Origin of the sequence: Deinococcus alpinitundrae (assembly GCF_009982895.1) — a bacterium.
Lineage (GTDB): Bacteria > Deinococcota > Deinococci > Deinococcales > Deinococcaceae > Deinococcus > Deinococcus alpinitundrae.
This window is the reverse complement of the sequence record NZ_WXZL01000020.1, coordinates 1-25,349: the sequence shown is the minus strand read 5'-3', so window position 1 is coordinate 25,349 and position 25,349 is coordinate 1. Positions and strand designations below refer to the sequence as shown.

Here is a 25,349-nt window from a genome sequence, read left to right as displayed (position 1 = left end):
GATTAACTGGCGCTCATGAAGACCGGCTGATCGGCGCAGCGCGGGCCGCCCGCTGCGCCGCCCAGAAGATGAAGTCCTGCACCTCGGCGTTGAGCGCGGCGTCCACTGCGGGATCGTTTTTCCAGTTCGGCGTGCGCTCGACGAGGGTGCGCCAGGGTTGCGGCAGATTGAGCCGCGCCCAGCGCACGGCGGCGGGTTTGCTGCCCAATTGTCCGGTGCCGAGGGTGTGCAGCATGCGGCAGGTCGTTTCTATGGCGTAAGCGGCGTGGCTGCGCTGCGACCAGCTCGGATCGTCAGGCGTCAGCGCGAAGGCGTGCCAGTCGCGCAAGCGGCCCAGGACGGCACGGCGGAGTTGCCCGTCGCTGACCGGCTCGAACAACATTCGAGGCGACGGGCCGAACAGCACCGATGACTGCCCGCCGCGCAGAATGGCCCAGCGCTCCAGCACCCAGTTCTCGCCATGCAGTTGCTCGGTCAAGGCCCCACTTCCCCGGTAGAGTGTCGGCCAGCGCTGACCAGACTGCCAGCGCCGGGCCGCAGCGCGCGGCAGGTACGCCACCTCGAGTTCGGTGGCGTAGCGGTTGGACGACTCGGCCAGGCGCAGGTGCATCGCCGCCAGGCCTTCGAACTCGGCGGCGCTCAGGGGTGTCTCGGTGACGCACAGGGCGTCCACGTCGCTGGTGTGCGGGTCGAAGTCGCCGGTCACCAGCGAGCCGCGCCGGTACAGACCCAGCAGATTCGCGCCGAGGACGGCTGTTTGCCCCACCAACAGTTGATCGAGCAGGGTTTGAACCTCGGCTGGAATCACCTGCACCATCAGGGTTCCCAGGCGTTCATCTGCTGCCGGAGCGCCACGATCTTGCCGAAATGGTAGGCATTGTGGACAGCCAGCCCTTGCAGCACGTCGGCCATCGTGACGCCGGGATCGACCTCTAGGCTGAGTTTCTCCGGCGAAGCGGCCCAGTCCAGCGCCCGCGCCACGCCCGCGAAGTAGTCTTCGACCAGAGCAGTCCACTCCGCCAGGCTTCGCGGCGCTTCTCGCGGATACCGTTCGCCCTTTTGCCAGGTTTCCTCGTACAGCGCCTCGTCGCGCGTTACCAGAATCCTTTGCCAGAGCACCAGATGCCACAGTTCTTCGAAGATGGTGTGCGACGGCGGCGAGGGCCGCAACGACACCTGCTCCAGCGTCAGACCGGCAAGAATCCTGTCTCTCCCGGCAAATTCGCCCGAAAACAGGTGCGGCCAGCGGGTCATTCGGTCAGCGCCCTGAGCCGGGCGATCAGGGGGCGCAGCGTCTCTCGCTTGAGCTTGAGAGCCGTGCGGTTGACGACGAAGCGGGCAGTGGAGTGCATCACGATTTCACGCTCCTCCAGATTGTTGGCCACCAGCGTGCTGCCGGTCTGCACCAGATCGACCACCGCGTCGGCCAGCCCGGTGAGGCAGGCCAGCTCGATGTTGCCGCTGAGCTTGATGACCTCGGCGCTCAGGCCCCGGCGCGCGAGGTACTCGCGGGTCAGGCGCGGGTACTTGCTGGCGACCCGGTTGAGCGGTCCCGCCGCGCCCACCTCGCGGATCAGACTCAGGCGGCAGCCGCTGAACTTCAGATCCACCGGCTCGTAAACCCCTCTCCCGCTCTCGGCCAGCACGTCCTTGCCGACCACGCCCGCGTCGGCCACGCCTAGGTCCACGTAGACCGGCACGTCCTGGTTGCGCAGTTCGAGCACCTGCACGCCGTTCATGTCGAATCTCAAGGCGCGGCTCTTTTCGGGCAGATACAGCGGCAGCCCGGCACGGGAGAGCAGCTCGACAGCCTCCTCGAAGATGCGCCCCTTGGGCAGCGCCAGCGTCAGTCCCCCGGCGCTCACGCTTCTTCCTCGACAGGCATAAACGACTCGCCGCGCACCATCCGCCTGAGACCCCGCGCCTCGGCGTAGCGGCGCAACTCGGCTGCGTCAGCGGTCCAGGCGCGCTCGGCCACCAGGCCCAGCGCCTGGGCATGGCGCACTCCGGCTTCGTCGAGCGCCAGCACCACCTCGCGCTCCGGCGGCAGGTGCCGGGCCGCCACCTCGGTCAGCCGCTCCAGGCCCACCGCGAAGCCCGCGCCCGGCCACTCGCCCGCCCGTCCACCGTAGCGCCCGCCGCCCAGCACCGGCTGGGCATGGCCCGCCACATAGGCCCGGAAGGTGTAGCCGCTGTAGTAGCCGTAGCGGCGGCTCATGCCCAGATCGAACAGCAGCCGCTCCGGGCCGAACGCCTGTGCAATCGCCGCCAGATCGCCGAGCGCCGCCGCCGCCCGCTCGCCCAGCGGCAGGGCGCGGGCGGCGGGCAGCACCTCGGGGCCGCCGTAGAGGTCCATCACGGCGTGCAGGGTTCGGCCGAGGTCGGCGCTCAGGTCATGTGCCCTGAGGCCCGCCGCCAGATCAGGGCCGCTCTTGCGGTCCACCGCTTCGTGCAGGGCGTCGCGGGCCGCCCCGGTGACGCCCGCGTCTTCCAGCAGGCCGTCCACGAAGCCTGGGTGGCCGACTTCGAGCTGGGCCGCCACACCGACCCCCCGCAGCGCCGACCCGGCCACCTCCAGCAGCTCGGCGTCGGCCTGCGGACTGCGCACCCCCATCAGCTCGGCCCCCACCTGGGTAAATTCGCGCAGGTGGCCGAGTTCGCTGGCCTGGCCGCGCAGCCACAAGCGGCCCGCATACTGAAGCCGCAGCGGAAACGGCCCCTCGGGAAAGCGCCTGCGGGCCAGCTGGGCAATGGCGGTCGTGAATTCGCTGCGCAGGGCCAGCACCGAGCCGTCGCGGTCGATCAGCTTGAAAGCGGTGGCGTCCTGCGGGTGCGCGGCGTCCTGGAACTCCAGCGTCGGCACATCCACGCCCCGGTAGCCGTGCCGGGCGAACTGGCCCGAGAGCTGGGCGCGCAGGGATTCGCGCCAGGCCCATTCGGGCGGCAAGACGTCGCGGGTGCCTTCGGGCAGCCTCATCGAAACGACCTGCGGCCTGCGTGAGGTGGAATGTGGGACGTGGGCTGTGGGAAAAACAGAACATGGAAAGCGGGCAGCGCGACCCCCTCAGGTCTCGTCACGCAGCCTCCATCACTTCATGCGGCGGCAGGCAAAACATCGCCCGGCATCATAGCGCTGCCCCGGCGGGCCTGAGCGTCCTCACCCGCCTGCTCTATACTGCCTTTCCATGCTGCGCCCTTTTCTGCTTCTCGCCGTTCTCCCGCTGCTGCTGATCGGCTGCTCGCGCGAGGTCGATCAGTTCAAGCCGCACATCATCATCACCAGTCCCGAGGGCGGCGCCGTCAGCGCCAACAAGAGCTTTACCCTCAAAGGCTACGTCCTCGACGACCGGGCGGTGGCCGTGCTGCGGGTGCAGGGCGAGAAGGTGCCGATCAAGGCAGGCAGTAAGATCGCGCCGTTTACCTACCAGACCAGTGTCAAGGGCAGCGCCATCACGCTCAGCTTGGTGGCGCTCGACAATTCGGGCAACAAGACCACCCTGGACCTCCCCCTGAAAATCGACACCGCTGCGCCGCTCATCCGGGTGACCAACTTCGAGCGCGACGGCAAGGCCATCCGGGTGAGCGGCGTCGTGACCGACAACACCAGCGTGGCCCAGGTGTCGGTAGACGGCAGCGTCATCAACACGGCCCCCGGCACCAGCACCGAGTTCTACGCCGAAACCAGCGGCGCGTACGCCGACATTCAGGCCAAAGACGGCGCGGGCAACGTAACGAACCTGCGGGCCAGATAAGAGCAGGAACTGACCCGAGCGGCAATGGTATTCGGCACCGCCCATCGCGGCCCGCCCGCTTGTTAGCGTGAGGGGTGCCCGCCACCTCTTCCCCGCGCCCGCCGCGCCCCACGCTGGCTGAGCAATTTCCCGCGCCGGACAGCCTGAGCGAAATCGCCCGCCGCCTGGCCGAGCGCTACCTACCCACCCCACCCACGCCCCGGCGCGCCGCCGAGCCGACCGACGGACTCATCGGCACCATTCTCTCGCAGCAGAACACGGCGGCCATCACCCGGCGGCAGTTCGATGCGCTCAAGGCGGCCTACCCACGCTGGGAAGCGGCGCTGGCCGACGGCCCGGACGGCATCGAGGCGGTGCTGAAGGCGGCGGGCGGCGGACTGTCACGCGTCAAGTCGGCGTACATCTTTCAGGTGCTGGACCGCCTGGAAGAAACGCGGGGCACCCTGAGTCTCAAGGACACCCGCGAAATGGACGACACCCAGGTGCGTACTCTGCTCGAAAGCCTGCCGGGCGTGGGCATGAAAACCGCTTCCTGCGTCCTGCTGTTCGATCTGGCGCGGCCCGCCATGCCGGTCGATACCCACATCTGGCGCATCAGTCGGCGGCTGGAACTTACCCCCGGCCACTGGAACGCCGTGAAGGTGGAAAAGTGGTTCGACGAGGTGCTGGCGCGCGACTGGCAGGTACGCTACACCTTTCACGTCTCGGCCATCCGGCACGGGCGCGAGACCTGCAAGGCCCAACGCCCCCGCTGCGAGGCGTGCGTGCTGCAAGAGCTGTGTCCCTCGGCGGGGGTGTTTCTAAACGCCTGACCGCAGGAGGCGTTGGCGTTGCAAGAGCGGGTCCGGGTTCTGGAAGCGGACCCACCCTAAAATCTGAGCGATCGGCACTTTTATCGTCCGGCAGGACCCTCCCTGACTTCGAGCATGTTGTCAAACGCTGTGCTGATACGGAATCCAGGGCTGTTCCAGTTTCAGATCGAAACCAAGCGCATAGACGTCCGTGAGGACACCTGCCCGCTTGGTCAGATGACAGCGTCTCTGGGAAACGACTTCATCCAGGTCCGTCTTCAGTTGACGCTCTGGTAGGCCTTCAAAAACTCGTCGATGATGCTCTTGCCCTGGGTCAGCAGAAAGTCAGCCAGGCCGTCGTTACTTGCCAGCACACCGTAATAGGCGCTCGACCAGACGCTGACCGGTTGCTTGTAGGTGTCACTGGCCTTGGGGGAGAAGTAAGACGTGCTGTCATAGAGGTTGACCGAGCCGTACCAGGCACGGGGGGTGCCGGTGGTCGCACCGAAGTTGAGCGACACCGAGTAGTCGCCGCAGGTCTTGGCCCCGAGTTCGTCAATGGCGATCTTCTTGACCGCCGCCTGATCCACGAAATAGTCGTACAGGCTCTGGGCCAGCTTGTCGGACGTGTTTTCCAGGCCGCCGATCCCGGCCGTGAACGAGCCGTCGTCGATACACAGCTTGACGCCTTCCAGGTTGTCATTCTCGCCCGCCGCCAGTGCCGAAGTGCCCAGCACACCGCAGAGCGCCATAACCAGCATCATTCTTTTCTTCATATTCACCTCACGTTTATTTCACTCTTCAGAGGCCTCGCCAAGTGTGAAGAATTTCATATTCGCTGATGCCCCCCACTGGCGGGACCCGGGACGCATCAGTTGCGGGAAGCAGGCACGAAAAAACGCGCCCGAAGGCGCGCTTTGACGAATCAAAAAAGAAATGGCTTGGGTTACTTGGCGGCGGCGTAACGGCGGGCCACTTCGTCCCAGTTGACGACGTTCCAGAACGCCTTGAGGTAATCGGGGCGCTTGTTCTGGTAGTTGAGGTAGTAGGCGTGCTCCCACACGTCCACGCCCAGAATCGGGGTGCCCGAGACACCGGCAATCGCCTCGCCCATCAGCGGGCTGTCCTGGTTGGCGGTGCTGACGACAGCCAGTTTGCCGTTTTGCACGACCAGCCAGGCCCAGCCGGAGCCGAAACGGGTCTTGCCGGCGTCCTCGAGCTTCTCCTTGAACGCGTCGAACGAGCCGAACGCCTCATCGATCGCCGAGGCGAGTTCGCCGCCGGGCTGACCACCATTCGCGCCCAGCACCGTCCAGAACAGGCTGTGGTTGGCGTGGCCGCCCGCGTTGTTGCGCAGGGCATTCTTCTTGTCGGCCGGTACCTGGTCGAGCTTGGCGAGCAGTTCCTCGACCGGCAGATCAGCCATGTCGCTGCCTTCGAGCGCCTTGTTGGCGTTGTCCACGTACGCCTGGTGGTGCTTGTCGTGGTGAATTTCCATGGTGCGGGTGTCGATGTGCGGCTCCAGGGCGTCGTAGGCGTAGGGCAGGGGGGGCACGGTGTAGGTCATGAGAAAGCTCCTTTGATGCTCGCGCCGCCGAGGTGAACGGGGGTCGGGGCGCGAAACGTAATTTTGATTTTAACGCCGCCGCCGGGATGGGCAGTCTTCAGCGCTTCTTTAGACGCCGCTTTCGGTCACATCGTCTGCCCGAAGATGATCGGCAGCGCCGCCCAGCACTTCCGGCGGCAACTCGCCCCCCAGCGCCACCCAGGCACTCAGCAGATCGTCCGGCGGCGGGGCGATCAGATGCAGCGCCTCGCCGGTAACGGGGTGCGGCAGGGTCAGTTGCCAGGCGTGCAGGGCCTGACGCCCGATCACCTCACTCTCGCGGCCGTAGACCTTATCGCCCAGAATCGGGCTGCCGAGGTGCTGAAGATGCACCCGCAACTGGTGGGTGCGCCCGGTGCGCGGCTCGCAACGCAGCAGGGCCAGCACCCGCCCGTGCCCATCCGGGTGGTGCGCGAGCGGCACGAAGACCGTCTGCGCGTCGCGGGAATGGCTGCCGCCCACCGTCATGCGCTGGCGCTGCACCGGATGCCGCCCGATCGGGGCGTCTACACTGACACGCTGCTCAGCCTTCCACTGTCCGGCCACCAGCGCCAGGTACACCTTGCGGGTCTCGCGGTCCTTGAAGCTCTCCGAGAGCCGGGCGTGCGCCGCGACCGTCTTGGCAACCACGATCACGCCGCTGGTGTCCTTATCGAGTCGGTGGACGATGCCGGGGCGGTAGCCGCCCTCCGCGTCGAACTCGGCCTGCTCCGGCAGTTTCATACGGCCCAGCAGGGCATTGACCAGCGTGCCGGACGTGACACCGGGCGCCGGGTGGGTGACCATGCCGGGCGGCTTGTTGAGGGCGATCAGGTGCTCGTCCTCGTAGAGCACGTCGAGCGCCACGTTTTCGGGGGCGACGTGCGAACTCGGCGGCGGGGGCATCCGCAGGGCCAGCTGTTCGCCGCCGCGCAGCTTGAAGCTGGTTTTGAGCACCGCCCGCCCGTCGACGGTAACCTGCCCGGCCTCGATGAGTTGCGCCACCTGCGAGCGCGAAACGCCCGAGAGGTCGCTCAGCGCCGCGTCGAGGCGTCCAGCGACAGCGGTGAAGAGCAGTGGATCTTGAACAGTCATCCCGTCAGTCTAGAAGCTGGAGGACTGCCTATCCAAAGAGGGGCCTGAGTTTGATCAGCAACAGAACGCAGGCAGCGACGAAATGGAAACCGACCAAGGTCGAGGAGAGCCGTTCCAGATCCCGTCCCAATCGACGAAAACGCGAGCGCCAAGCCAACGAAGGCTCGACGACCCAGCGTTTCGGGAGCAAGACGAATCCGCGTGAAGCGTCCAGACGCTTCACGACAACCAACTCGATGTTGCTCTTGCGCGCCGCTTCAAGCGCGTGTTCGCTGGTGTCGCCCTGATCCGCAAACACCACCTCCAGCATGCCACCGGTGAGTTCCTGGGCGTTGTGGCACAACGCTTCTACCTGCGTCGGGTCCTGTTCATTGGCCGGCGACGTGGTCAGGGTCGACAGGTGACCGAGCGTATCGACCGCCAGATGGACCTTGGTGCCCTTGCGCTTCTTCGCGCCATCAAACCCCGCGCGGTGACCGCTCTCCGGGGTGCGTCTTGGGCAGAACGGCACCCGTATGGGGCCTGCCCGCTCTGCAGCGTGCGGCTGTCGATGATGATCGCTGTAGGCTCACCACCACGCTGTTGCTGAACGCGGCTGAGCAGACGCAAGTCGTGCACGGCGTTCTCAAAACACCCCGCGTCGAACCAGCGCTTTGCCTGGCTGCGCACGACCTCTGCCGGTGGAAGATCATGGGGCACAAACGCCCACTGTGCTCCTGTTCGACTCATCCATAACAACGCATTGAGCACCTCCCGCAGCGGAAATTTCCGCTGCGGGGCATCCTCTGGGGTGAATGCCAGATACGGCAATAAAAAGTGGTCCGTCTCGTCATCCACATCGCTCGGGTACGCACGGCGATCCATCGCTCCAGTTTGCCAGTGGCAAAATCATCCCGCCAAACGACGATTGCGTCTCAACCAGTCTCTAGAGCTCCAGCCCCGGCTCACTCTTCCCAGTCGTCCCAGGTGCTGCCGTCGCCTGCCTTGCGCGCCCGCCTGTTCTCGGCGCGGCGCTCCTTCTTGCGCTTGGGCCGGGGCGGCAACCCGATGACGTAACGGCCCTGGCCGCAGCGGGCCTCGACCTCGCCGAGTTTTTCCATCGGGTCCGTCTTGCCCGCACCTGCCGGGTGAAAATGCTGCGCGCCGCAAAACGGGCAGACCGGCAGCACCCAGAAGCCCACCGAGGTGCCGGGCAATTCACGAAACGAGACGGCGACTTCAGGGACGGTGGGCAATCTGGGCTTGGCCATGCTGAAAAAACGGTAGCGCAGCCGCTGGAACCAGACTGTGAGACGCACAGCGGCCCCTCGACCCATTCAGTCGTACCGACTTCGATCAAAGCAGGAGCGAGAGCCGGGTCTCGCAGGAGGGAGAACCATCCAGCGCTTTCTCAGTTGCCGCAGAATCGAGTGCAATCCGCCTCACGCCTCTCTTCAGGCTTCCTCGCCTTCCGGCTCCAGCATATAGGTCACGACGCTGCGGCAGTGCAAAAACCCGGCGTGGGCGTACAGCACCCTGGCCGGTCCCTCGTGGTCGTGGGCACGCACCTGCAAAGCACTGATCTCGGGGCGCTCGAAGGTGGCCTGCGCCGCGTGCAGCAGCAGCAGCTTGCCGTAGCCCTGGCCGCGCTCCGCCGGGTGGACGGCCAGGTAGGTCATGCGGGCCAGATCATTGTCGAGTTCGGTTTCGGCAAAGCCCACGGCCTTGCCGCCGCGCATCAAGACGCTCAGCAGCACCTCGGGCGAGTGCAGGTGCGCCGAGAGCTGCGCCTCGCTCCAGTGCAGCCGCTCGCTCCAGGTGTCCTGCGCGGCGCGGTAGAGACTGCGGTAGGTCTGGGCGTCGGTGCGGCCACTGAGGCTCAGGCCCTCCGGCAGGGCAGGCACCCGGCGCAACTTTCCGCGCGCCAGGCGGTAGAAGTCGGTGGTGTGCATCGGCATGAATCCGGCGGTTTCCAGTGCGGCGCGCACCGGCAGGTTGTCGCGGGCGGCGAAGGCGTACACGCTCTGGCTGTCGTTGTGCGCCAGGGCCGCGCCCAGCAAGCGGGGCAGGGCTTCGGGCGACTCCGAAAGCGGGCCTTCCAGGAGGAGGCCATCTTGAAACGGCGAGAGCGCGGCGAAGGCCGTCACGCTGCCGAGGTCGTCGGCGGCCACCAGGCAGGTTTTCCCGGCGTTCTCGAAGGCCAGTTCGTCGGGCGTGCGGGCGTCGGGAGCGAACACCTCGCGCTCGGGCGCGCCGTCCATCCAGGACAGCAAACTGATGATCTCGGGGGCGTCACTCGACTGCGAGGTGCGAATCATGAAGGCTTCCTCCCTTGAGCGAGAATGCGGCGACAGAATGCGACTGAAGAACCTGACTGAACGAAGCGGGTCGTCTTCAGTCTAGGCATGCGGGCGGCTTGCCGAAACGGCCCCGCGTTACCGACTTGCCTGGCACCGACGTGTTACACTCGCTACATGCCCTGAACAGGGTACGGACTGCACTTTCCCACGAACGCCATGATGCGCGTTTGGGGGATTTTTTCGTTTGGGAGGGCTGGCCGGGAAGCTGGCCGCGCCGCAGAGCTGTTCAGCGCTTGCCGTCTGCACCATGCCGGGGAGGAATGATGACCTTGAGAGAGCCGACCGATCTGCTGGCCCTGCGCGCCCAACTGGCCCGCGCCGAGAAGGCGGCGCGGCGCACGCCCGCACCCGCGCCCAAGCCGAGCAACCTGGCGCTGCGGCCCCTGAGTCCCCAGCGTGAAGCCGAGCTGCAGGGGGTCAGCACCGACGCCTTCCTGCTCTCGCGCGCCCACGCCCGGCTGCGCGAGGCGGTCTACGAGGGCCACTACCAGCTCTGCCCGCACGCAGTGGGCCACGCCCGCGCCGAGGGGTTTCTGGAACACGACATCATTCAGGTGCTGCTCGCCGGACGGGTGCGGGCCGTTTACCCCGAGGAGAAGCGCTGGCTGGTGGCCGGGTTTTTCGAGGCCTGCAACGTGGTGCTGCCGCTGCACGTGGTGGTGGAACTCTCGGTGATCCGCACCTCCGCCGGGCCGGTGGACTTTCTGGACGTGGTGACCGCCTTCGTGCCCAAGCACCCGCACCACATCATCAGCCGCGCCCGGCTGGCGGTGCTGCTGCGCTACGACGACGAAACCATCAAGCACCGGCTCTCGGAGGTGGCCAACCGCACCGGCCACAAGAGCAAGGGCAAGTGGAAGCGCGGCGCGTAGCACCTGGGCCTGACGTGCCGACCCAGAGAATGAAGGGAGACCTCTCACTGAAGCGCCGGGACGCACCACCCGGATGAGCCGTTCGGCAAGTCAGCTCAGACCGGGGCTTCCAGCACCTTGACTTTACGCGGCCAGGCCATCAAGCCCACCCCGCCCACGATGATAGCCAGCGCCACCCAGCCGAGGGGTCCCAGCGACTCGCCGCCCAGCCCGATGCCCAGCAGCACCGCCACCAGCGGATTGACGTAGGCGTAACTGGTCGCCAGCGCCGGACGGGTGCGGGCCACCAGGTAGGTATAGGCGCTGTACGCCAGTAAGCTGCCGAAAACGACCAGATAAACGAACGACCACAGGCTGGCCGAGGTCGGCACGCGCCAGTGTTCGCCCGTGACGACGCTCAAGATCAGCAGCACCACGCCGCCGATGAGCATCTGCGCGGCGCTGTTCATCAATCCTGGCGGCAGCGGCAGGTGGCGTGACCACTGGCTGCCGAAGGTCCAGCACATCGGCGCAAGCAGCAGCAACGCGGCGGCCAGCGGCGTGGCGTGCAGCTCGGAGAGATTGAGCAGGGCAATGCCCAGCAGCCCCACGCCGATTCCGGCCCACTCGCGCCCGCCGGTCTTCTCACCCCAGATGCGCCCGAAGACAGCGGCAAACAACGGGCTGACTGCCAGCATCATGGCCGCCACCGAACTGCTGGCATCGCGCTCGGCCAGGGTCACCAGGCCGGTGCCGCCGAAGAGCAGCAGCGTCCCGATGACCCCGCTCCACCACCAGCCCTGCCGGGTGGGCGCGGGCAGGCCGCGCAGCCGCAGCCCCGGGTACATCACCGCGCCCGCCACCAGGAAGCGCAGGCCCAGCATCCCCAGCGGCGGCAGCGAGCCGATCGCCACCTTGATGAAGAAATAGGTGCTGCCCCACACCAGATACACGGTAATTAGCGAGAGCCACAGCAGGAGTGGCGTAGGAGCAGGAACGGCAGATGAGGGCTGGGCAGTCATGCAGAGATGCTAGTGCGGCAGCCCTCAGCTATCCAACCGGTTCAGACCAGCGCCGTTTCCTTGGCGAAGCGGGCCGTCAGCGCCCGGCTGATGATCATGCGCTGCACCTCACTGGTGCCCTCGCCGATGGTCGTCAGGCGGTTGTCGCGCCAGAAACGCTCGGCAGGATACTCCTTGATGTAGCCGTAGCCGCCGAGCATCTGGATGGCGCTGTCGCAGGCCGCCAGGCCCTTCTCGGTAGCAAACAGCTTGGCCCGCGCCGCCGCCACCGTGAAGTCGCGCCCAGCGTCCTTGAGGTCGGCGGCCTTACGAATCAGCAGACGGGCGGCTTCCAGCTCGGTGTCGATGTCGGCCAGCCGGAAGCTGAGCGCTTGGTTCATGGCGACCGGCTTGCCGAATTGCTCGCGCTCCATGCCGTACTTGGTGGCGAACTCGAAGGCGGCGCGGCCCAGCCCCAACCCCATCGAGCCGATGCCGATGCGCCCACCGTCGAGCACCTTCATCACGTCCTTGAAGGCCTGACCGCGTGTGCCCAGCAGGGCGTCCGCGCCGAGGCGAATATTCTCGAAGATCAGCTGAGCGGTGTCGCTGCTGCGCAGGCCCAACTTGTCTTCCTTGCGGCCCACGCTGAAGCCTTCGACCTCGTCACGGTTGAAGACGAAGGCGCTGATGCCGTCGTTCTTGCCCTTGCCGGGGCGAGGGGCGTCGGTGCGGGCCAGGATGACATAGGTTCCGGCCACGCTGCCCTGGGTGATGAAGTTCTTGGAACCGTTCAGGATCCAGCTGCCGTCCGGTTGCTCGGCGGCGCGGGTGGCGAGTCCGGCGCTGTCCGAGCCGCTGCCGGGTTCGGTCAGGCCCCAGGCTCCCAGCTTCTTGGCGACAGCGAGGTCCGGCAGGAACTTCTGCTTTTGCGCCTCGGTGCCGCCGATCAAGATGTGGCCCTGGCACAGCGAGTTGTGTGAGGCGACGGTCAGGCACAGCGAGCCGTCGTAGGCGGCGATTTCCTCGATAATCAGGGCGAAGGTGGCGGTGTCGAGTTCCGAGCCGCCGTATTCGCTGGGCGTCTGCGCGCCCATGATGCCCATCTCGCCCAGGCTCTTGACGATCTGCATGGGGAATTCGCTGGTCTGGTCGCGCTCGGCCGCGCCGGGAGCGACTTCCTTTTTCAGAAAGGCGGTGAGGCTGCTCAAGATGGTGCGCTGGTCGTCGGTCAGGTCGTAAGGCAGGGTGGTCATATGGTTCTCCTTGGGTGAATTGGGAAGGGAGGTCGTGGGGAGGAGCAAGAGTCACTGCTTGATGAACCCAAGCACCACCTCCAGCGCGTCGGGATTCTCCAGGCTGCTCATGTCGCCGCGCACCTCACCATGTTCCAGCAAATCGCGCAGCAACCTTCGCATGATCTTGCCGCTGCGGGTGCGCGGCAGGGTCGGCACCACGTAGACGGCGGCGGGTCGAGCGTACTTGCCCACGCCCGTCACGATGGCCTCGGCCAGCTCGTCGCTGAGGTCCGCTCCCTCTCCTACCCCGGCCCTCGGCACCACGAAGGCCACCGGCACCGCGCCGCGCAGATCGTCGGACTGGGCCACCACCGCCGCCTCGCTGACAGCCGGATGGGTGATCAACGCCGCTTCCAGCTCCATGGTGCCGATGCGGTGGCCGGAGACGTTCATCACGTCGTCCACCCGCCCGGTGACCCAGAGCTGGCCGTCCTCATCGAACATGGCGGCGTCGGCGCTGGCATAGCGGCCCGGAAACTCGCTGAAATAGGTCTCCAGGTAGCGCTGCGGACTGCCCCAGACGGTGCGGGCCAGGCAGGGAAACGGCTCGGTGAGCGTCAGGAAGCCGAGTTGCCCGGCCTTCACCGGCTGGCCGTCCTCGTTCACCACCTCGGCACGGTAGCCGGGCAGCGCCTCACCGCACGACCCGGCTTTGGTGGCGGTCGCGCCGACGATGGCCGAGGCCCAGGCGGTGCCGGTTTCGGTCTGGCCGTAGGTGTTGTTGACGAAGGCCCCGAAAGTATCGGCCGTCCAGTGCCAGGTTTCAGGGTCGAGCGGCTCGCCCACCAGCGAGATGAGTTCCACCTTGCTGAGATTGTGGCCCTCAAGGGCAGTCTGCCCGGCGCGGCGCAGCATTCGCAGGGCGGTGGGCGCGGTGAAGATCTTGTTAACCCCGTACTTCTCGACCAGCTGATATGGGCGGCTGGGCGTGGGCGTGTCGATGCTGCCCTCGTAGAGCACCTGGGTCACGCCGTGCGCCATGCCGCCCACCAGCGAGAAGATCGGCACCACCAACCAGCCCACATCCGCCGTGCACCAGTAACTGTCCTCGGGGCGCAGGTTGAGCGACCACTTGACGTTGGCGTAGGTGCCGACCAGAAAGCCCAGGCCCGAATGCACCAGCCCCTTGGGCTTGCTGGTGGTGCCGGAGGTGTAGATGATGAAGCCGGGGTCGTTGGCTTCCAGCATCACCGGGGCAGCCAGGCGGCGGGTGCGGGTCATCAGGGTGGCCCAGTCATGTTCATCGGATTGCCTGTCTGTGTCTAGATTCAGGCGGTTGATGATGACCACATGCTTGATGCTGTCTATCCCGCGCCTGGCCTCGTCCAGCACCGACTTGAGGGCCACCACCTTGCCGCGCCGCAACGTACCGTCCGCGACGATGACGACCTTGGGCCGGGCGTCCTCCAGCCGGTCGCGCACCGCCGCCGCCGAGAAGCCCGCGAAGATCACCGAGTAGATCGCGCCGATGCGGTAGCAGGCGTGAATGGCAATAAACGCCTCGGGGATGTTGGAGAGCAGCAGCGACACCCGGTCACCCTTCTGCACGCCCATATCCTCCAGCACGGCGGCAAAGCGGGCTGTCTCGGTGGTGAGGCGCTGATAGGTCCAGGTCTCGGTCAGGCCGTCCTCGCGCTCGTAGTGCAGGGCCACCTTGCCCGGCGTCTTTTCGGCGTGGCGGTCCAGGCAATTGACGCTGACATTCCCTTTTGCATCCACGAAGTAGCGGAAGTCGCCCAGCTCGCCGTCCAGGATGTTGGTCCAGCGCTCGTCCCAGTCGAGTTCGCCCGCGATTTCAGCCCAGTACGCGGTGGGCGGCAGGGCCTTGAGTCGCTCGGCTTCCTGCGGCGTCACGGGAGCCTGGCGCTTGAGGGCGTCGCTGGGGGGAATGAGCGGCTGGGTGAGCAGAGAGGGATCGGTGGTCATGGGGCAGGCTCCTTGTGCGGGAACGAAGGGTCGTCGTTGGCGCTCGCTTCCCTGCCTCACACCTGGAATACCCCCACCTTGAACTCCTCCGTTCTGGACTGCCCCGCGCAGACCTCCAACGCCCGGATTAAGCGCTCACGGGTGTCGTTCGGCTTGATGATCTCGTCGACCCACAACCGGGCGGCGGCGTAGCGGGGGTTGAGTTCGGTATCGTATTTGGATTTCACCTCGTCGTAGAGGCGCTGGAGTTCCTCGTCGTCGGGTTCATGCCCAGCCCGGTTGAGGGCCGCCAGCTGAATGTCCAGCAGGGTCTTGGCCGCCGCGTTGCCGCTCATCACCGCGTACTTGGCACTGGGCCAGGCGAAGAGAAAGCGCGGGCCGAAGGCCTTGCCGTTCATGGCATAGTTTCCGGCTCCGAAACTGCCGCCGGTGATCAGCGTCAGCTTGGGCACCACCGAGTTGGATACGGCGTTCACCAGCTTGGCCCCGCGCCGGATGATGCCTTCCTGCTCGGAGTCGCGCCCCACCATGAAGCCGGTCACGTCGGAGAGGAAGATCAGCGGCGTTCCGGCCTGGTTGGCGTCCAGGATGAAGCGGGCGGCCTTGTCGGCGCTGTCGCCGTAGATGACACCGCCGACCTCAATGCGGGTTCTCAGGCCCGGTTCGCCGCCCGCCTTAAGCTTCTTCTTGATGACGGTGCGCTGGTTGGCGACATACGCCACCGGGTAACCGCCCATCCGCGCGAAGCCGCACACGATGGTCTCGCCGTACTCGGCCTTGAACTCCTGAAAGCTGCCCTCGCCTTCCTCGGTCACGTCGCTGATGGCCGCGATGAGGTCACGCACGTCGTAGGGCTTACCGGAATCGAAGGCCACCAGATCGGTCAAGTTCTGATTTGACGGGGGCAAGGCTTCCCTGCGCCGCCTGGCCCAGCCCGCCACGTCGCCCTCGGCGTAGAGGTCGGCCAGTGAACGCAGGCGCTTGATAGCCGCGTCGTCGTCGGCTTCGCGGTAATCCACCGTTCCGGCAATCTGGGCGTGCATGGCCGCACCGCCGAGGTCTTCTGAGTCCACCGTCTGACCGATGGCCGCCTTCACCAGTGCCGGGCCAGCCAGATACAGCCCGCTGCCCTCGGTCATGATCAGCGTGTCGCACATCACCGGCAGGTAGGCTCCGCCCGCCACGCAGTTGCCCATGATGGCGGCGAGCTGCGGAATCCCGGCGGCGCTCATACGGGCATTCAGGTAAAAGACCCGCCCGAAGTCATCCTGGTCGGGGAAAATCTCATCCTGCATCGGCAGGTAGACGCCCGCCGAGTCGACCAGGTACATGACTGGCAGGTGGTTCTCGAAGGCGATGGTCTGCGCCCGGATGACTTTCTTGGCAGTAATCGGAAAGAACGCGCCCGCCTTGACGGTGGCGTCGTTGGCGATGATCATCCAGGGCCGCCCGTGAACCGTACCTATTCCAGTAATCGTACCGCCGCTGGGACAGCCGCCCACGTCCAGGTACATCTCCCACCCGGCAAAGGTCATCAGCTCGTCGAACGGCGTGCCCGCATCCACTAGGCGGCTGATGCGTTCACGGGCGGTTAAGCGGTTCTTATCGTGCTGGCGCTGCTGGGCTTTTGCGCCGCCGCCGAGCCGGACTTGGGCGGCGTCAGCATCCAGGCGGGTCAGGGCGTCAGCCCATAAGCTGGTGGTCTGGGTCATTTCCCTTCCTCTTGAACAGGTTGTTTTTGCATCAAAGCGCTGCGCTTGCACGTCGCCACCAATTCGCCGCGCTGGTTGAAGGCGTGGTGCTCAAAGGTGACGATTCCGGCGTCCGGACGTGACTTCGATTCACGCCGGGCCACCACCTCACTCTCGGCGCGAATGGTGTCACCGTGCCGCACCGGTTTGGGAAAGCCGATCTCCGAGAAACCCAGATTGGCGACCAGGGTGCCGAGCGTCAGGTCGTAGACGCTCAGGCCGACCAGCAAACTCAGCGTCAGCATCGAATTGACCAGCCGCTCCCCAAACTCGGTCTGGGCGGCGTACTCGGCGTCCAGATGCAGCGGCTGAGGATTCATGGTCAGGGTCGTGAACAGTACGTTGTCGGCCTCGGTGAGGGTGCGGGTGACATAGTGCTGGAGCACCGCGCCGACAGGGAGCTCTTCGAAGTATTTGCCGGGTGGGTGCGTCACGCCTCCACCTCCGCGCTCGCCAGCACCGCTCTGGCCCGCACCAGCATCGGCGCGTCGACCATCTGACCCTCGAAGGCAATCACGCCGCGCCCCTCCTGCTGGCCCTCCTCGTAAGCGGCCAGCAGCGCCCAGGCCCGCTTGATCTCTTCCGGCGACGGGCTGAACACCTCGTGCGCCAGCGCCACCTGAGCCGGATGGATGCACAATTTGCCGCCGTAGCCGAGCGAGCGCCCCGTCCGCGCGTCCTGCAAGAAGGCGTCGTCGTCGCGCAGCTTGGTGACCACGATATCGAAGGCCGCCACGCCGGAGAGTCGGGCCAGCATCGCCACCCGTGAGCGCGGATACAGCACTTCCAGGCCCGCTCCAGTTCGCACGCCGCCCAGATCGGCCACGTAGTCCTCGGCACCGAAGTAAACCGAGGTGACCGGGCCTTTGCCTGGGCCTTCACTTGGGCCTTGCAGCAGCTCAGCGGCGTGCTCCACCCCGGCCACCGTCTCCAGCCCGGCCATGATCTGGAGGTGGTGCAGGCCACGCGCTCTCAACAGCCGGACGGCTTCCTCCAGCTCGGCGGCGTGCTCCAGTTTGGGCAGCACCACCCCGGCCAGGCTGGGCCTCAGGGCGGCCAGGTCGGCGGCGAAGTGCGGCGAATGCACGGCGTTCAGGCGCAGATAAACGGCTTGCTTCGGGTAGTGGGCGGCGAGCCAGGCCTGGGCTTCCACCGCCACATCCCTGGCCTGCTGCTTGGCGTCCGGGCGGTCCGGCACGGCGTCTTCTAGGTCCAGAATGGCCAGATCGGGACGGCTGCGCGGCAACTTTTGCAGCACCCCGAGCTGGTTGGCAGGCGCAAACAGGGCACTTCTGAACCGTGGGTGGGTGGGCGAACTCATGGTGACTCCTCAACGATGAACGGACCGTAAATACTCAACCGCTCGGTCGGATTTTTGATACCCTGAGCCTAACACGCCGTGTCGAGTGGGCGCTAGGGGCAGGTAATGAGTGTGCGAGAAAGGCGATCCGGGAGTCTGAAGGTGCAGCAGAAGGTGGAGGCCCGCCGCCGGGACATCTACGCTGCCGCTGCCGAACTGTTCAGCGCGCAGGGCTACCGCGCCGCCTCGATGCGCGAGCTGGCCGCCGCCCTGGGCATGAGCAAGGCCACCCTCTACCACTATGTACAGAGCAAGGAAGAACTGCTGACCCTGCTGTATGCCGAGGTGATCGCCGAGAACATTGCCGTCATGCAGGCGGTGATCGATCTCGGCCTCAGTCCTGCCGAGACGCTGCGCGAGGTGGTGGTGCGGCGGGTCCTGTACACCACCACCCACCAGCGCCTGCTACGGGTCTTCTACGAGGAGGAACTGGAATTGCCGCCCGCAGTCAGCCGCCCGATGCAGCGCGAGCGCGGGCACTACGAGCAGATTTTGCTCGGCGTGGTGCAGCGCGGCCTGGACGAGGGCGCCTTGCGTTCGCCCGTCTCGGCCCAGATGACCGCCAACACCCTGCTGGGGGCCGTCAACTGGACCTACCGCTGGTACAAGCCGGGCGGGCCGCTCTCGCCACGCGCCTTTGCCGAGGGGGTGGCCGACACGGTTCTGGGCGGCGTGCTGGCCAGCACCATCAAGCAGCCCTGAGAAACGCGCCTGAAGGCGCAAGCAATCCTCAAGGGAGGCTGGAGCCAGCCCCGCCGCCAGACGCTACCCTGGGCCTCTATGCTCGCTGTACGTTCGCTCCTTTCCCTGGTGGGGGGCACCCTGGGGTTTTCTTACGTCAACGCCTACCGCTACCGGGTGCTTGAACAGAAGTTCGCGCTGGGCGGGCTGACCCGGCCCCTGCGGGTGGTGCAGCTCTCGGATCTGCACTACGGCAACTGGATCGGGCGCGGCTCGGTGCGGCGCTGGGTCAAGTCGGCGATGGAGCAGCAGGCCGATCTGATCGTCATCACCGGCGACTTTCTCGACAGCAGCGTGTCGTACCGGCCCATCAAGACGCTGATCCGCGAACTGTCGAAGCTGCACGCCCCGCTGGGCGTCTACGGCGTTTTCGGCAACCACGACTGGACCAGTCTCAACACCCAGCCGGTGCGTGCCCGCTTTGCTCGGCAACTCTGCGAGGCGGGCATCCGGATCATCAACAACGCAGGCGTGCAGGTGCGCGACGACCTCTACCTGTGCGGCATCGACGACTGGTGGTTCGGCAACCAGGACCTGAAATGCACCCTCCAGGACAAGACCGGCGGAGCCACTTTGATGCTCTCGCACAACCCCGACTTTCTGCCGAACGTGCCGGAAGGCGTGGGCCTGACCTTATGCGGCCACACCCACGGCGGGCAGGTGCGGTTGCCGTTCCTGGGACCGGTCAAACAGGCCAGCCTCTACGGCACCCGTTTTCTGGAAGGCTGGGTCGAAACGCAGCCCGAACCGCCCAGCGCTGCCGAGCCGACCATCGAGCCTGCCAAGTCGCGCCTGATCCGGGGCTTCGTGACGCACGGCCTGGGCGTCACCGGCCTGCCGATCCGCTTCAACTGCCCGGCGGAACTGGTGGTGTTCGATCTGGAGCCGGAAAGTGCCGGGGATAAGGCTGTCCGGGCGCAGCAGACCGCTCCACCCGCCCCGTGAGCGCCTGTCCCTGAGCGCTAGGCCACAGAGCGGATGCACCGCTGACCGTCGCACTTCAGACTGGGGAAATGACCCCTGAAGGGAAACACGCCGCCGCGCCTGCACCTGCGCCGTTCGATCCGGACGCTGCCTCGACCGGTCAACGCCTGGCGCTGGGCCAGCTGGCGGCGGCGTGCTTTGCCTTCGCCTACCCTGAAGACCCGCCGCAGTTGCCCGAAAAGACTGCGCTGAGTCTCGGCTTCGTCACGCCGGGCGAGCGCACCGAGCACTCCGTGATCTGGGAAGATCACCCCGCTGGGCAGGCAGTACAGGCGCTGGCCTGGGGCCGACTGGAATACAGCCTGGAGCAAAACCAGCACCTGGCCCACATTCGCCTGCTGGTTGACCCGGCTGTGCGCCGCCGGGGCCTGGGACGGACCGTGCTCGCGGCGCTGACGAAGCGGGCGCAGCTGGCCGGGCACACCACCCTCACCTTCGACACCACCGACCGCGCACCCGCCGGGGAGCGGTTCGCCCGGCACTTCGGCGCGGTCCCTGCCCTCATCAACTGCCGCAGCCAGCTCGACCTCGCACAGGTTCCGGATGGGCTGCTGGACGCCTGGCTGACCCGGCCTACGGGCTGCACCTGTGGTCAACGTTGCCGGAACCCTACCTGGAACGACTGGCCGATCTGACAATGGTGATGAACAGCGCGCCGCGCGGCGACTTGGAGTTCGACGACTGGACAATCACCCCGCAGATGCTGCGCGTCTGGGAAGCGCAGCTCAGCGCCGGGGGCGAGGTCCGCTGGACGGCGGCAGTGGAAGACACCCGCAGCGGCCAGCTCGTCGGCTACAGCGAGGTCTACTGGACACCGCAGCGGGCCGCCGTGCTCAATCAGGGCGCGACTGCCGTGCGGCCCCGAGCGCGCGGCCTGGGCCTGGGCAAATGGCTCAAGGCCGCCTTGCTGCATCAGGTCACCTCAGCCTGTCCCGGCGCGCGGTGGATTCGTACCAGCAACGCCCACGAAAACGCCGCCATGCTCGGCATCAACGCGGCGCTGGGCTTCCTGCCCTGGGCCGAGACGACCGAGTGGCAGCTCAAGCTGGAGTCCAGTCAGGGGTGAGTGGGAAGTGGGGAGTGGCGAAAGCACATCCGGACCCCCCTGCTGCGAACACGTTCATCAGCGCCCCGCCCGAGCCGCTGCGCTAGCCTTAAGCATGATGGCTCCCCAAACGCTGATCCTGGCCCGCATCCTGACCCAAGACGACGCCCAGCCCGAAGCCGAAGCGGTGCTCACCGAAGCCGGACGGGTCAAGGCCACCGGCAGCCGCGAGGCCCTGCAAGCGCTGGCTCCCCGCGCCGAGGTCCTCGACCACCGCGACCTGCTGCTGACGCCGGGGCTGTGTGACGCCCACATCCACCTGGTTGCGTACGGCTTCTCACTCTCGCAGCTCAACTTGCACGGTGCTCGCAGCGTGGCCGAGGTCGCCGCCCGCGTCGCCCAGCGCGCCGCCAACACGCCCCCCGGCACCTGGATTCGCGGCGGAGGCTTTCTGATGTCGGAACTGGGGCTCAGCGACTACCCCACCGCCGAGATGCTCGATGCCGTGAGCCGCCATCATCCAGTGCTGCTGTACTCGCGCGACCTGCACCTGGCCTGGGCCAACAGCTTGGCCCTGCAGCTGGCCGGGGTCACTGAAACGACGCCCGACCCGTCCGGCGGCCAGATCGTGCGCCCGCTCGGCAGCTTGCTGGAAAACGCCACCCAACTCGTGGCCCGCGCCGTACCCGAGCCGAGCGAGGTCCAGACGCTGGCGGCGGCCAAAGCCGGAGCAGACGATCTCGCCGGGCGCGGCTACGTCAGCGTGCACACCATGGGCTACGAGGGACCCCAGGCCCCCAGGGCGCTGCAACGCTTGGCCGCTCAGGGCGAGCTGCCGCTGCGGATCTGGGCCTGCCTGCCGCACGAGCGCTTGCCGGAAGCGCCCGAACTCTTAAAGGAAAACAGCGATCTGTTTGAGTTCGGCGGCGTCAAGTTCTTCGCCGACGGCGCGCTGGGCAGCCGCACTGCCTGGCTGCACGCGCCGGGCTTTGCCGACGGGTCGGGCACTGGCATCGCCCTCGATCCGCCCGACCTGATCCGCGAACGGGGCCGTCAGGCGCTCAGCCTCGGCCTGGTGCCGGTCACGCACGCCATCGGCGACCGGGCCAACACCGAGGTGCTGGATGCCTACGACGATCTGCGCGACCTGGCCAAAAGCAAGGGGCTGCACCTGAGAATCGAGCACGCCCAGCACCTGCGCCCCGAAGACATCGCGCGCTTCGGCGGCCTCACCGCCAGCGTCCAGCCGATTCACTTGCAGGCCGACGCGGCCATGATTTCCAGCTTGCTGCCGCAGCACGCCCGGACCAGTTACGCTTTCAAATCGCTCAAGGCGGCGGGCGCGCTGCTGGCCTTCGGCTCCGACGCCCCGGTGGCCCCGCCAGACGTACGGGCCAGCTTCGCCGCGGCCACGACCCGGGTGGGCGACGACGGCACCCACCTCGCCCCGGACGAGACGCTGAGCCTGAACGAAACGCTGTGGGCCTTCACACGCGGCCCGGCCCTCGCCGCCGGGTGGAATGACGAGGGCCTCATCCTGCCCGGCGCGCGGGCGGCCTTTACCCTGTGGGACAGCCTTGGCGGCAACGCGCGGGCCCTGGTGTTGTGAACTGTTCTCGGCCAGTCTCAAGATAAAGAGAGTGTGAATTACCCGACGCCACCCGGTCTTCGGAATTCATAAACTGCAGCATGACCACCCGGCCAGTTGATCTCAGCGCTGACCAGCCCCCACCTGCCACCGTTCCCGGCTCGCCGCTGACGCTCCAGACCCTGGGCGTACCGCGCGTCTGGGTGGCGGGCGCGGCCTGCCCGCTGAGCGGCAAGAGCCTGGCCCTGCTGGTGTATCTGGCCCTGGAAGGCCCGGCCCACCGCGATCTGCTCACTGAACTGCTGTGGACCGAGAAGGCTGGACAGGGCGCACGCGGCAATCTGCGTCAGGAACTCTACCGGCTGCGCGGCAAGCTGCCTGACGGCTGGCTGAAGCTGGAAGGCGACTGGGCCGAGGTCCGCAGCCCACAGGTGGACGTCTTGCAGCTTCGCGCTCACCTGGCCGCAGGCCGCTGGGAGGCCGCCGCCGAAAGGGTGGGCGGTGAATTTCTGGTGGGGCTGACACCGCCCGCCGCCGAGGGTTTTGGCGAGTGGCGCGAGCAGCAGGCGGCGCAGTGGCGCGCTGAGAGCTTACGGGCGCTGAGCGGCTGGGCCGCCGAACTCGAGCGCCGGGGCGAGTACCGGGCAGCGCTGGCAGTGCATGAGCGCGGCTGTGCCCTCGACGACTTCAGCGAAACGCACCAGCAGGGCATCATCCGGCTGCGGCTGGTGCTGGGTGAGCGCGAGGCCGCCTTACAGCAGGCCCGTGAGTTCACTGCCCTGCTGCACCGCGAACTCGGCACAGCTCCCAGCCAGGCAGTGCAGGCACTCACCGAACTGGCCCAGACCCCACCCCCCGACGCGCCGCTGCCACTCTCAGGCCGCGAGGACGCCCTCTACGCCCTCTCGCACGCCCACCTGGCCCTGATTCTGGGTGAAGCGGGCACCGGCAAGACCCGGCTGTGCGCCGCCGCCGTGCCGCGACCGGGCCTGACGCTGCGGGGCCTGGCCGATCTCAGCAGCATGCCCTACGCGCCGCTGGCCGAAGCGCTCAGCGCCCACCCCACACGCTGGCCACCGCCAGGCAGTTTGGCCCGCAGTGCTCTGCTACGGCTGCTGCCCGGTGAGGACGCAGGCAGCGCGCCGCCGCTGCCGGAAGACCGCGTCCTGTTCGTCCGGTTGCTGGGCGAAGCGCTGGGCAGCGTGCTCGGCGGCGATACACTGGTCATTGAGGATCTGCACTGGCTCGATTCCGGCACGCTGGACGTGGTGGCGCACCACATCCGTCACCACACCGGCAAGCCGGCAGCCGGGCGCATTGTCATGACGGCCCGGTCCGAGGCGTTGCGGGCCAGGACCGATCTGCAAGCCCTGCTCGACGCTCTGGCCCGCGAACATACATTGACCCGCGTTCACATTTCCGAACTCAGCGAGCCGCAGGTGCGCCGACTTGTCGAGCAGATGATCGGCCACGACGCGCCGCTGTTCTCGCAGCGCCTTTACCGGGCCACCGCCGGGCATCCACTATTTATTTTGGAAACGCTGCGTGATCTGCGCGAGCGCGGTGAGCTGCGCCAGATCGCCGGACTGTGGCAGACCCCCTACGACGACAGCACGGTGGATTACGCCGAGATCGTCACGCCGCCAAGCGTCCAGGCCGCCATCCACGAGCGCCTGGCGCGGCTGGGCGAGGGCAGCCGCCGCGCCCTGCAAGCGGCAGCCCTCAGCCGCGAGGCGCTCAATGCCGCCCAGATCGCCGAGGTCAGTGGCCTCAGCGAATGGGACACGGTCGAGGCGCTGGAGCAGGCGCAGGCTGCCCGGCTGATCACGTTGCTCAGCGGCACCTACTCATTCGGACACGAACTCTACCGCCGCGCCACCGCCGAGAGCGTACAGGGCGCTCGGCGGCAGACGTTGCACCGATTTCTGGCCCGCATGCTCGATCACAGCGGTGCCCAGCCAGCCCGCGTCGCCGAGCATCTCGAAGAAGCCCTGGAGCACCGGGCCGCCTGGCCCAAGTGGCGCGAGGCGAGCCAGCGGGCCGCGCAACTGTTCGCTTACCAGGAAGCCAGCGGCTATCTGCACCGCGCCCTGGCCTGCCAGCCGCCCGACACCGATGCCTTCGAGCTGCTGATCGAACAGGCCGAGCTGCTGCGCCACGCCGACGATCAGGTGGGACGTCTGGACGTGCTCGAACGTCTGCGCGCCCTGGCCGACGTTCTGGGCGACCCGGAGCGTCAGGCCGATGCAGCTGTCCGCTTCGCCTCGTACTGCACCGAGCAAGACGATTACGCCGGAGCGGTGCAAACGGCCCTGATGACGCTGAACGCAGTACAGGGTGTGCTCAGCCCGGCCGGGCAAGCGGCCCTGCTGCTCGAGGCGGGCGCAGCACTGGCCTGTCAGGACCGGCACGCTGAGGCCTTGACCCGGCTCGCCCAGGCGCTGGTCCTGACGCCTTCCGCGCCTCCGCACCAGTTCAATGCGCGTCACGGCAACATCCTGTACTGGATGGGCCACTGCGCCGCGCAGCAGGGCGACATTCGGGCCGCCGTCCAGCATTACCGCTCGGCCCTGCTGAGCTTGCCGCCCAGCCGCTTGACACGCGGCCGGGTGCTGACACTCTGGAAACTGGGCCAGCTCGAAACCCAGTTGGAGGAGTGGTCTGCTGCGCTCGAACACCTGTCACTGGCCGAACATGAATCCCGAACGCTCGACTCCCCGCCGTTGCGCCTGCTCTGCCTGACCGCGCTGGCCGAATGGTCGCTGGCACAGAACCACACCCAGGAAGCTCTGCGCCTAGCGAGCACCGCCCAGCACCTCATCGTCCGCCACCATGACAGTGAGGGTCGGGAAGCCCTGGACGCTCTATTCATCCGGTTGCAGGCCCGTGGCTTGACGCCCACTTGACGCCTTCTGTCCTAAGGTCGCCTGGGAGGTCAGAAGAGCATGTCACAGCCCGAACAGGTATTTTACGAAGCCAGGCGCTATACCCTGGACATTCAGCGCCCGGTCGCCCAGGGATTGCTGGTCCAGATCAGTCAGGAAGGCCAACTCAGGCCCATTACCTTCAGCGACGAGCAGACGCTTTTGCAATTTGTAGCACGCTTGGTGCGTGGGGCAGGCGGTCTGCGGTAACGACCAATACAAGCTGGCCCCGAACATCGGTTCGGGGCCATTTTCTACTTTGGAGCGGGAGACGCGATTCGAACGCGCGACATCTACCTTGGCAAGGTAGTGCTCTAC

25 protein-coding genes and 1 pseudogene are annotated in these 25,349 nt (G+C 66.8%); 9 read left to right on the top strand and 17 right to left on the bottom strand.

The features are described from left to right. Window positions 1-13 precede the first annotated feature (13 nt). From GUI70_RS16515 to GUI70_RS16500, 4 genes are read right to left on the bottom strand one after another with little or no spacing between them, the layout of a single operon-like run. On the bottom strand, window positions 14-817 hold the full coding sequence (locus tag GUI70_RS16515) for an aminoglycoside adenylyltransferase domain-containing protein (RefSeq protein ID WP_161883419.1): 804 nt from the start codon (window positions 815-817) through the stop codon (window positions 14-16). Beyond that, window positions 817-1,254, bottom strand: a complete 438-nt coding sequence (locus GUI70_RS16510; RefSeq protein WP_161883418.1) for a DinB family protein — start codon at window positions 1,252-1,254, stop codon at window positions 817-819. Before GUI70_RS16510 ends, GUI70_RS16515 begins: the two co-directional genes overlap by 1 nt. Then, window positions 1,251-1,865 (bottom strand): ATP phosphoribosyltransferase, encoded by a 615-nt coding sequence (gene hisG, locus GUI70_RS16505; protein ID WP_161883417.1) that lies wholly within the window; start codon window positions 1,863-1,865, stop codon window positions 1,251-1,253. Before hisG ends, GUI70_RS16510 begins: the two co-directional genes overlap by 4 nt. Then, a complete protein-coding gene (locus GUI70_RS16500) occupies window positions 1,862-2,977 on the bottom strand; it encodes an ATP phosphoribosyltransferase regulatory subunit (RefSeq protein ID WP_161883416.1) in 1,116 nt (371 codons plus the stop codon). Before GUI70_RS16500 ends, hisG begins: the two co-directional genes overlap by 4 nt. Window positions 2,978-3,185: 208 nt before the next feature. Between GUI70_RS16500 and GUI70_RS16495 the strand changes: the two genes are divergently transcribed. Both GUI70_RS16495 and GUI70_RS16490 read left to right on the top strand, forming a co-directional pair. Then, window positions 3,186-3,752 carry a hypothetical protein gene (locus GUI70_RS16495; protein WP_161883415.1) on the top strand — a complete coding sequence of 189 codons (567 nt, stop codon included), beginning with the start codon at window positions 3,186-3,188 and terminating at the stop codon, window positions 3,750-3,752. A 74-nt stretch (window positions 3,753-3,826) separates the two neighbouring features. Then, on the top strand, window positions 3,827-4,564 hold the full coding sequence (locus tag GUI70_RS16490) for an endonuclease III domain-containing protein (RefSeq protein ID WP_161883414.1): 738 nt from the start codon (window positions 3,827-3,829) through the stop codon (window positions 4,562-4,564). Window positions 4,565-4,821: 257 nt separating this feature from the next. On the opposite strand, the gene GUI70_RS16485 is transcribed toward GUI70_RS16490, so the two are convergent. From GUI70_RS16485 to GUI70_RS16460, 6 genes and pseudogenes are all read right to left on the bottom strand, one after another. Next, the gene (locus GUI70_RS16485) at window positions 4,822-5,307 is read right to left on the bottom strand and encodes a hypothetical protein (RefSeq protein ID WP_161883413.1); all 486 of its coding nucleotides are present in this window, start codon (window positions 5,305-5,307) and stop codon (window positions 4,822-4,824) included. Between the two features lie 182 nt (window positions 5,308-5,489). Beyond that, window positions 5,490-6,110: a superoxide dismutase gene (locus GUI70_RS16480; RefSeq protein WP_161883412.1), complete on the bottom strand. Its 621-nt coding sequence runs from the start codon at window positions 6,108-6,110 to the stop codon at window positions 5,490-5,492. 108 nt (window positions 6,111-6,218) lie between these two features. Then, window positions 6,219-7,223 carry an RluA family pseudouridine synthase gene (locus GUI70_RS16475; RefSeq protein ID WP_161883411.1) on the bottom strand — a complete coding sequence of 335 codons (1,005 nt, stop codon included), beginning with the start codon at window positions 7,221-7,223 and terminating at the stop codon, window positions 6,219-6,221. A gap of 28 nt (window positions 7,224-7,251) precedes the next feature. Next, a pseudogene (locus GUI70_RS16470) lies at window positions 7,252-8,087 on the bottom strand (IS5 family transposase). An 80-nt stretch (window positions 8,088-8,167) separates the two neighbouring features. Next, complete coding sequence (locus GUI70_RS16465) at window positions 8,168-8,521, bottom strand: hypothetical protein (protein ID WP_237724988.1); 354 nt, start codon at window positions 8,519-8,521, stop codon at window positions 8,168-8,170. 135 nt (window positions 8,522-8,656) lie between these two features. Continuing rightward, window positions 8,657-9,520: a GNAT family N-acetyltransferase gene (locus GUI70_RS16460; protein ID WP_161883410.1), complete on the bottom strand. Its 864-nt coding sequence runs from the start codon at window positions 9,518-9,520 to the stop codon at window positions 8,657-8,659. 302 nt (window positions 9,521-9,822) lie between these two features. Here GUI70_RS16460 and GUI70_RS16455 point away from each other — a divergent pair, with 302 nt between their 5' ends. Next, entirely contained in the window at window positions 9,823-10,434 is a 612-nt protein-coding gene (locus GUI70_RS16455; protein ID WP_161883409.1) for a hypothetical protein, read from the top strand. A gap of 95 nt (window positions 10,435-10,529) precedes the next feature. Here the strand turns inward: GUI70_RS16455 and yedA are convergent, their stop codons facing one another. From yedA to GUI70_RS16425, 6 genes are read right to left on the bottom strand one after another with little or no spacing between them, the layout of a single operon-like run. Continuing rightward, a complete protein-coding gene (yedA, locus tag GUI70_RS16450) occupies window positions 10,530-11,435 on the bottom strand; it encodes a drug/metabolite exporter YedA (RefSeq protein ID WP_161883408.1) in 906 nt (301 codons plus the stop codon). A gap of 41 nt (window positions 11,436-11,476) precedes the next feature. Beyond that, a complete protein-coding gene (locus GUI70_RS16445; protein ID WP_161883407.1) occupies window positions 11,477-12,670 on the bottom strand; it encodes an acyl-CoA dehydrogenase family protein in 1,194 nt (397 codons plus the stop codon). A 51-nt stretch (window positions 12,671-12,721) separates the two neighbouring features. Beyond that, window positions 12,722-14,638: an acetate--CoA ligase gene (locus GUI70_RS16440; protein WP_161883406.1), complete on the bottom strand. Its 1,917-nt coding sequence runs from the start codon at window positions 14,636-14,638 to the stop codon at window positions 12,722-12,724. A gap of 56 nt (window positions 14,639-14,694) precedes the next feature. Beyond that, on the bottom strand, window positions 14,695-16,350 hold the full coding sequence (locus GUI70_RS16435) for an acyl-CoA carboxylase subunit beta (RefSeq protein ID WP_161883405.1): 1,656 nt from the start codon (window positions 16,348-16,350) through the stop codon (window positions 14,695-14,697). Continuing rightward, window positions 16,347-16,823, bottom strand: coding sequence for a MaoC family dehydratase (locus GUI70_RS16430; protein WP_161883404.1), 477 nt, complete (start codon window positions 16,821-16,823; stop codon window positions 16,347-16,349). The genes GUI70_RS16435 and GUI70_RS16430 overlap by 4 nt, the downstream gene beginning before the upstream one ends. Then, a complete protein-coding gene (locus GUI70_RS16425) occupies window positions 16,820-17,710 on the bottom strand; it encodes an HpcH/HpaI aldolase/citrate lyase family protein (RefSeq protein WP_161883403.1) in 891 nt (296 codons plus the stop codon). The genes GUI70_RS16430 and GUI70_RS16425 overlap by 4 nt, the downstream gene beginning before the upstream one ends. Before the next feature lie 141 nt (window positions 17,711-17,851). Between GUI70_RS16425 and GUI70_RS16420 the strand changes: the two genes are divergently transcribed. The 6 genes from GUI70_RS16420 to GUI70_RS16400 all read left to right on the top strand — a co-directional run bounded on the left by GUI70_RS16420 (window position 17,852) and on the right by GUI70_RS16400 (window position 25,013). Continuing rightward, window positions 17,852-18,451, top strand: coding sequence for a TetR/AcrR family transcriptional regulator (locus GUI70_RS16420; protein ID WP_161883402.1), 600 nt, complete (start codon window positions 17,852-17,854; stop codon window positions 18,449-18,451). 78 nt (window positions 18,452-18,529) lie between these two features. Further along, complete coding sequence (locus tag GUI70_RS16415; RefSeq protein WP_161883401.1) at window positions 18,530-19,435, top strand: metallophosphoesterase; 906 nt, start codon at window positions 18,530-18,532, stop codon at window positions 19,433-19,435. Window positions 19,436-19,503: 68 nt separating this feature from the next. Beyond that, window positions 19,504-20,109, top strand: a complete 606-nt coding sequence (locus GUI70_RS24455) for a GNAT family N-acetyltransferase (RefSeq protein WP_237724987.1) — start codon at window positions 19,504-19,506, stop codon at window positions 20,107-20,109. Continuing rightward, a complete protein-coding gene (locus GUI70_RS24450) occupies window positions 20,073-20,540 on the top strand; it encodes a GNAT family N-acetyltransferase (protein ID WP_237724994.1) in 468 nt (155 codons plus the stop codon). Before GUI70_RS24455 ends, GUI70_RS24450 begins: the two co-directional genes overlap by 37 nt. Window positions 20,541-20,634: 94 nt before the next feature. Further along, complete coding sequence (locus GUI70_RS16405; protein ID WP_161883400.1) at window positions 20,635-22,128, top strand: amidohydrolase; 1,494 nt, start codon at window positions 20,635-20,637, stop codon at window positions 22,126-22,128. A gap of 80 nt (window positions 22,129-22,208) precedes the next feature. Next, window positions 22,209-25,013, top strand: a complete 2,805-nt coding sequence (locus GUI70_RS16400; RefSeq protein ID WP_161883399.1) for an ATP-binding protein — start codon at window positions 22,209-22,211, stop codon at window positions 25,011-25,013. A gap of 42 nt (window positions 25,014-25,055) precedes the next feature. On the opposite strand, the gene GUI70_RS24445 is transcribed toward GUI70_RS16400, so the two are convergent. Continuing rightward, on the bottom strand, window positions 25,056-25,349 hold a 294-nt coding region (locus GUI70_RS24445; protein ID WP_237724986.1), incomplete at its 5' end, for a hypothetical protein.

Excerpts from the sequence above, each read along its gene's own strand:
- GUI70_RS16500 (WP_161883416.1), bottom strand. The coding sequence starts at position 2,977 with ATGAGGCTGCCCGAAGGCACCCGCGACGTCTTGCCGCCCGAATGGGCC.
- GUI70_RS16480 (WP_161883412.1), bottom strand. The coding sequence starts at position 6,110 with ATGACCTACACCGTGCCCCCCCTGCCCTACGCCTACGACGCCCTGGAG.
- GUI70_RS16440 (WP_161883406.1), bottom strand. The coding sequence starts at position 14,638 with ATGACCACCGATCCCTCTCTGCTCACCCAGCCGCTCATTCCCCCCAGC.
- GUI70_RS16510 (WP_161883418.1), bottom strand. The coding sequence starts at position 1,254 with ATGACCCGCTGGCCGCACCTGTTTTCGGGCGAATTTGCCGGGAGAGAC.
- GUI70_RS16435 (WP_161883405.1), bottom strand. The coding sequence starts at position 16,350 with ATGACCCAGACCACCAGCTTATGGGCTGACGCCCTGACCCGCCTGGAT.
- GUI70_RS16455 (WP_161883409.1), top strand. The coding sequence starts at position 9,823 with ATGATGACCTTGAGAGAGCCGACCGATCTGCTGGCCCTGCGCGCCCAA.
- GUI70_RS16400 (WP_161883399.1), top strand. The coding sequence starts at position 22,209 with ATGACCACCCGGCCAGTTGATCTCAGCGCTGACCAGCCCCCACCTGCC.
- GUI70_RS16445 (WP_161883407.1), bottom strand. The coding sequence starts at position 12,670 with ATGACCACCCTGCCTTACGACCTGACCGACGACCAGCGCACCATCTTG.
- GUI70_RS16460 (WP_161883410.1), bottom strand. The coding sequence starts at position 9,520 with ATGATTCGCACCTCGCAGTCGAGTGACGCCCCCGAGATCATCAGTTTG.
- GUI70_RS16485 (WP_161883413.1), bottom strand. The coding sequence starts at position 5,307 with ATGATGCTGGTTATGGCGCTCTGCGGTGTGCTGGGCACTTCGGCACTG.
- GUI70_RS16405 (WP_161883400.1), top strand. The coding sequence starts at position 20,635 with ATGATGGCTCCCCAAACGCTGATCCTGGCCCGCATCCTGACCCAAGAC.
- yedA (WP_161883408.1), bottom strand. The coding sequence starts at position 11,435 with ATGACTGCCCAGCCCTCATCTGCCGTTCCTGCTCCTACGCCACTCCTG.
- GUI70_RS16425 (WP_161883403.1), bottom strand. The coding sequence starts at position 17,710 with ATGAGTTCGCCCACCCACCCACGGTTCAGAAGTGCCCTGTTTGCGCCT.
- GUI70_RS16415 (WP_161883401.1), top strand. The coding sequence starts at position 18,530 with ATGCTCGCTGTACGTTCGCTCCTTTCCCTGGTGGGGGGCACCCTGGGG.
- GUI70_RS16495 (WP_161883415.1), top strand. The coding sequence starts at position 3,186 with ATGCTGCGCCCTTTTCTGCTTCTCGCCGTTCTCCCGCTGCTGCTGATC.
- GUI70_RS24455 (WP_237724987.1), top strand. The coding sequence starts at position 19,504 with ATGACCCCTGAAGGGAAACACGCCGCCGCGCCTGCACCTGCGCCGTTC.
- GUI70_RS16475 (WP_161883411.1), bottom strand. The coding sequence starts at position 7,223 with ATGACTGTTCAAGATCCACTGCTCTTCACCGCTGTCGCTGGACGCCTC.
- GUI70_RS16515 (WP_161883419.1), bottom strand. The coding sequence starts at position 817 with ATGGTGCAGGTGATTCCAGCCGAGGTTCAAACCCTGCTCGATCAACTG.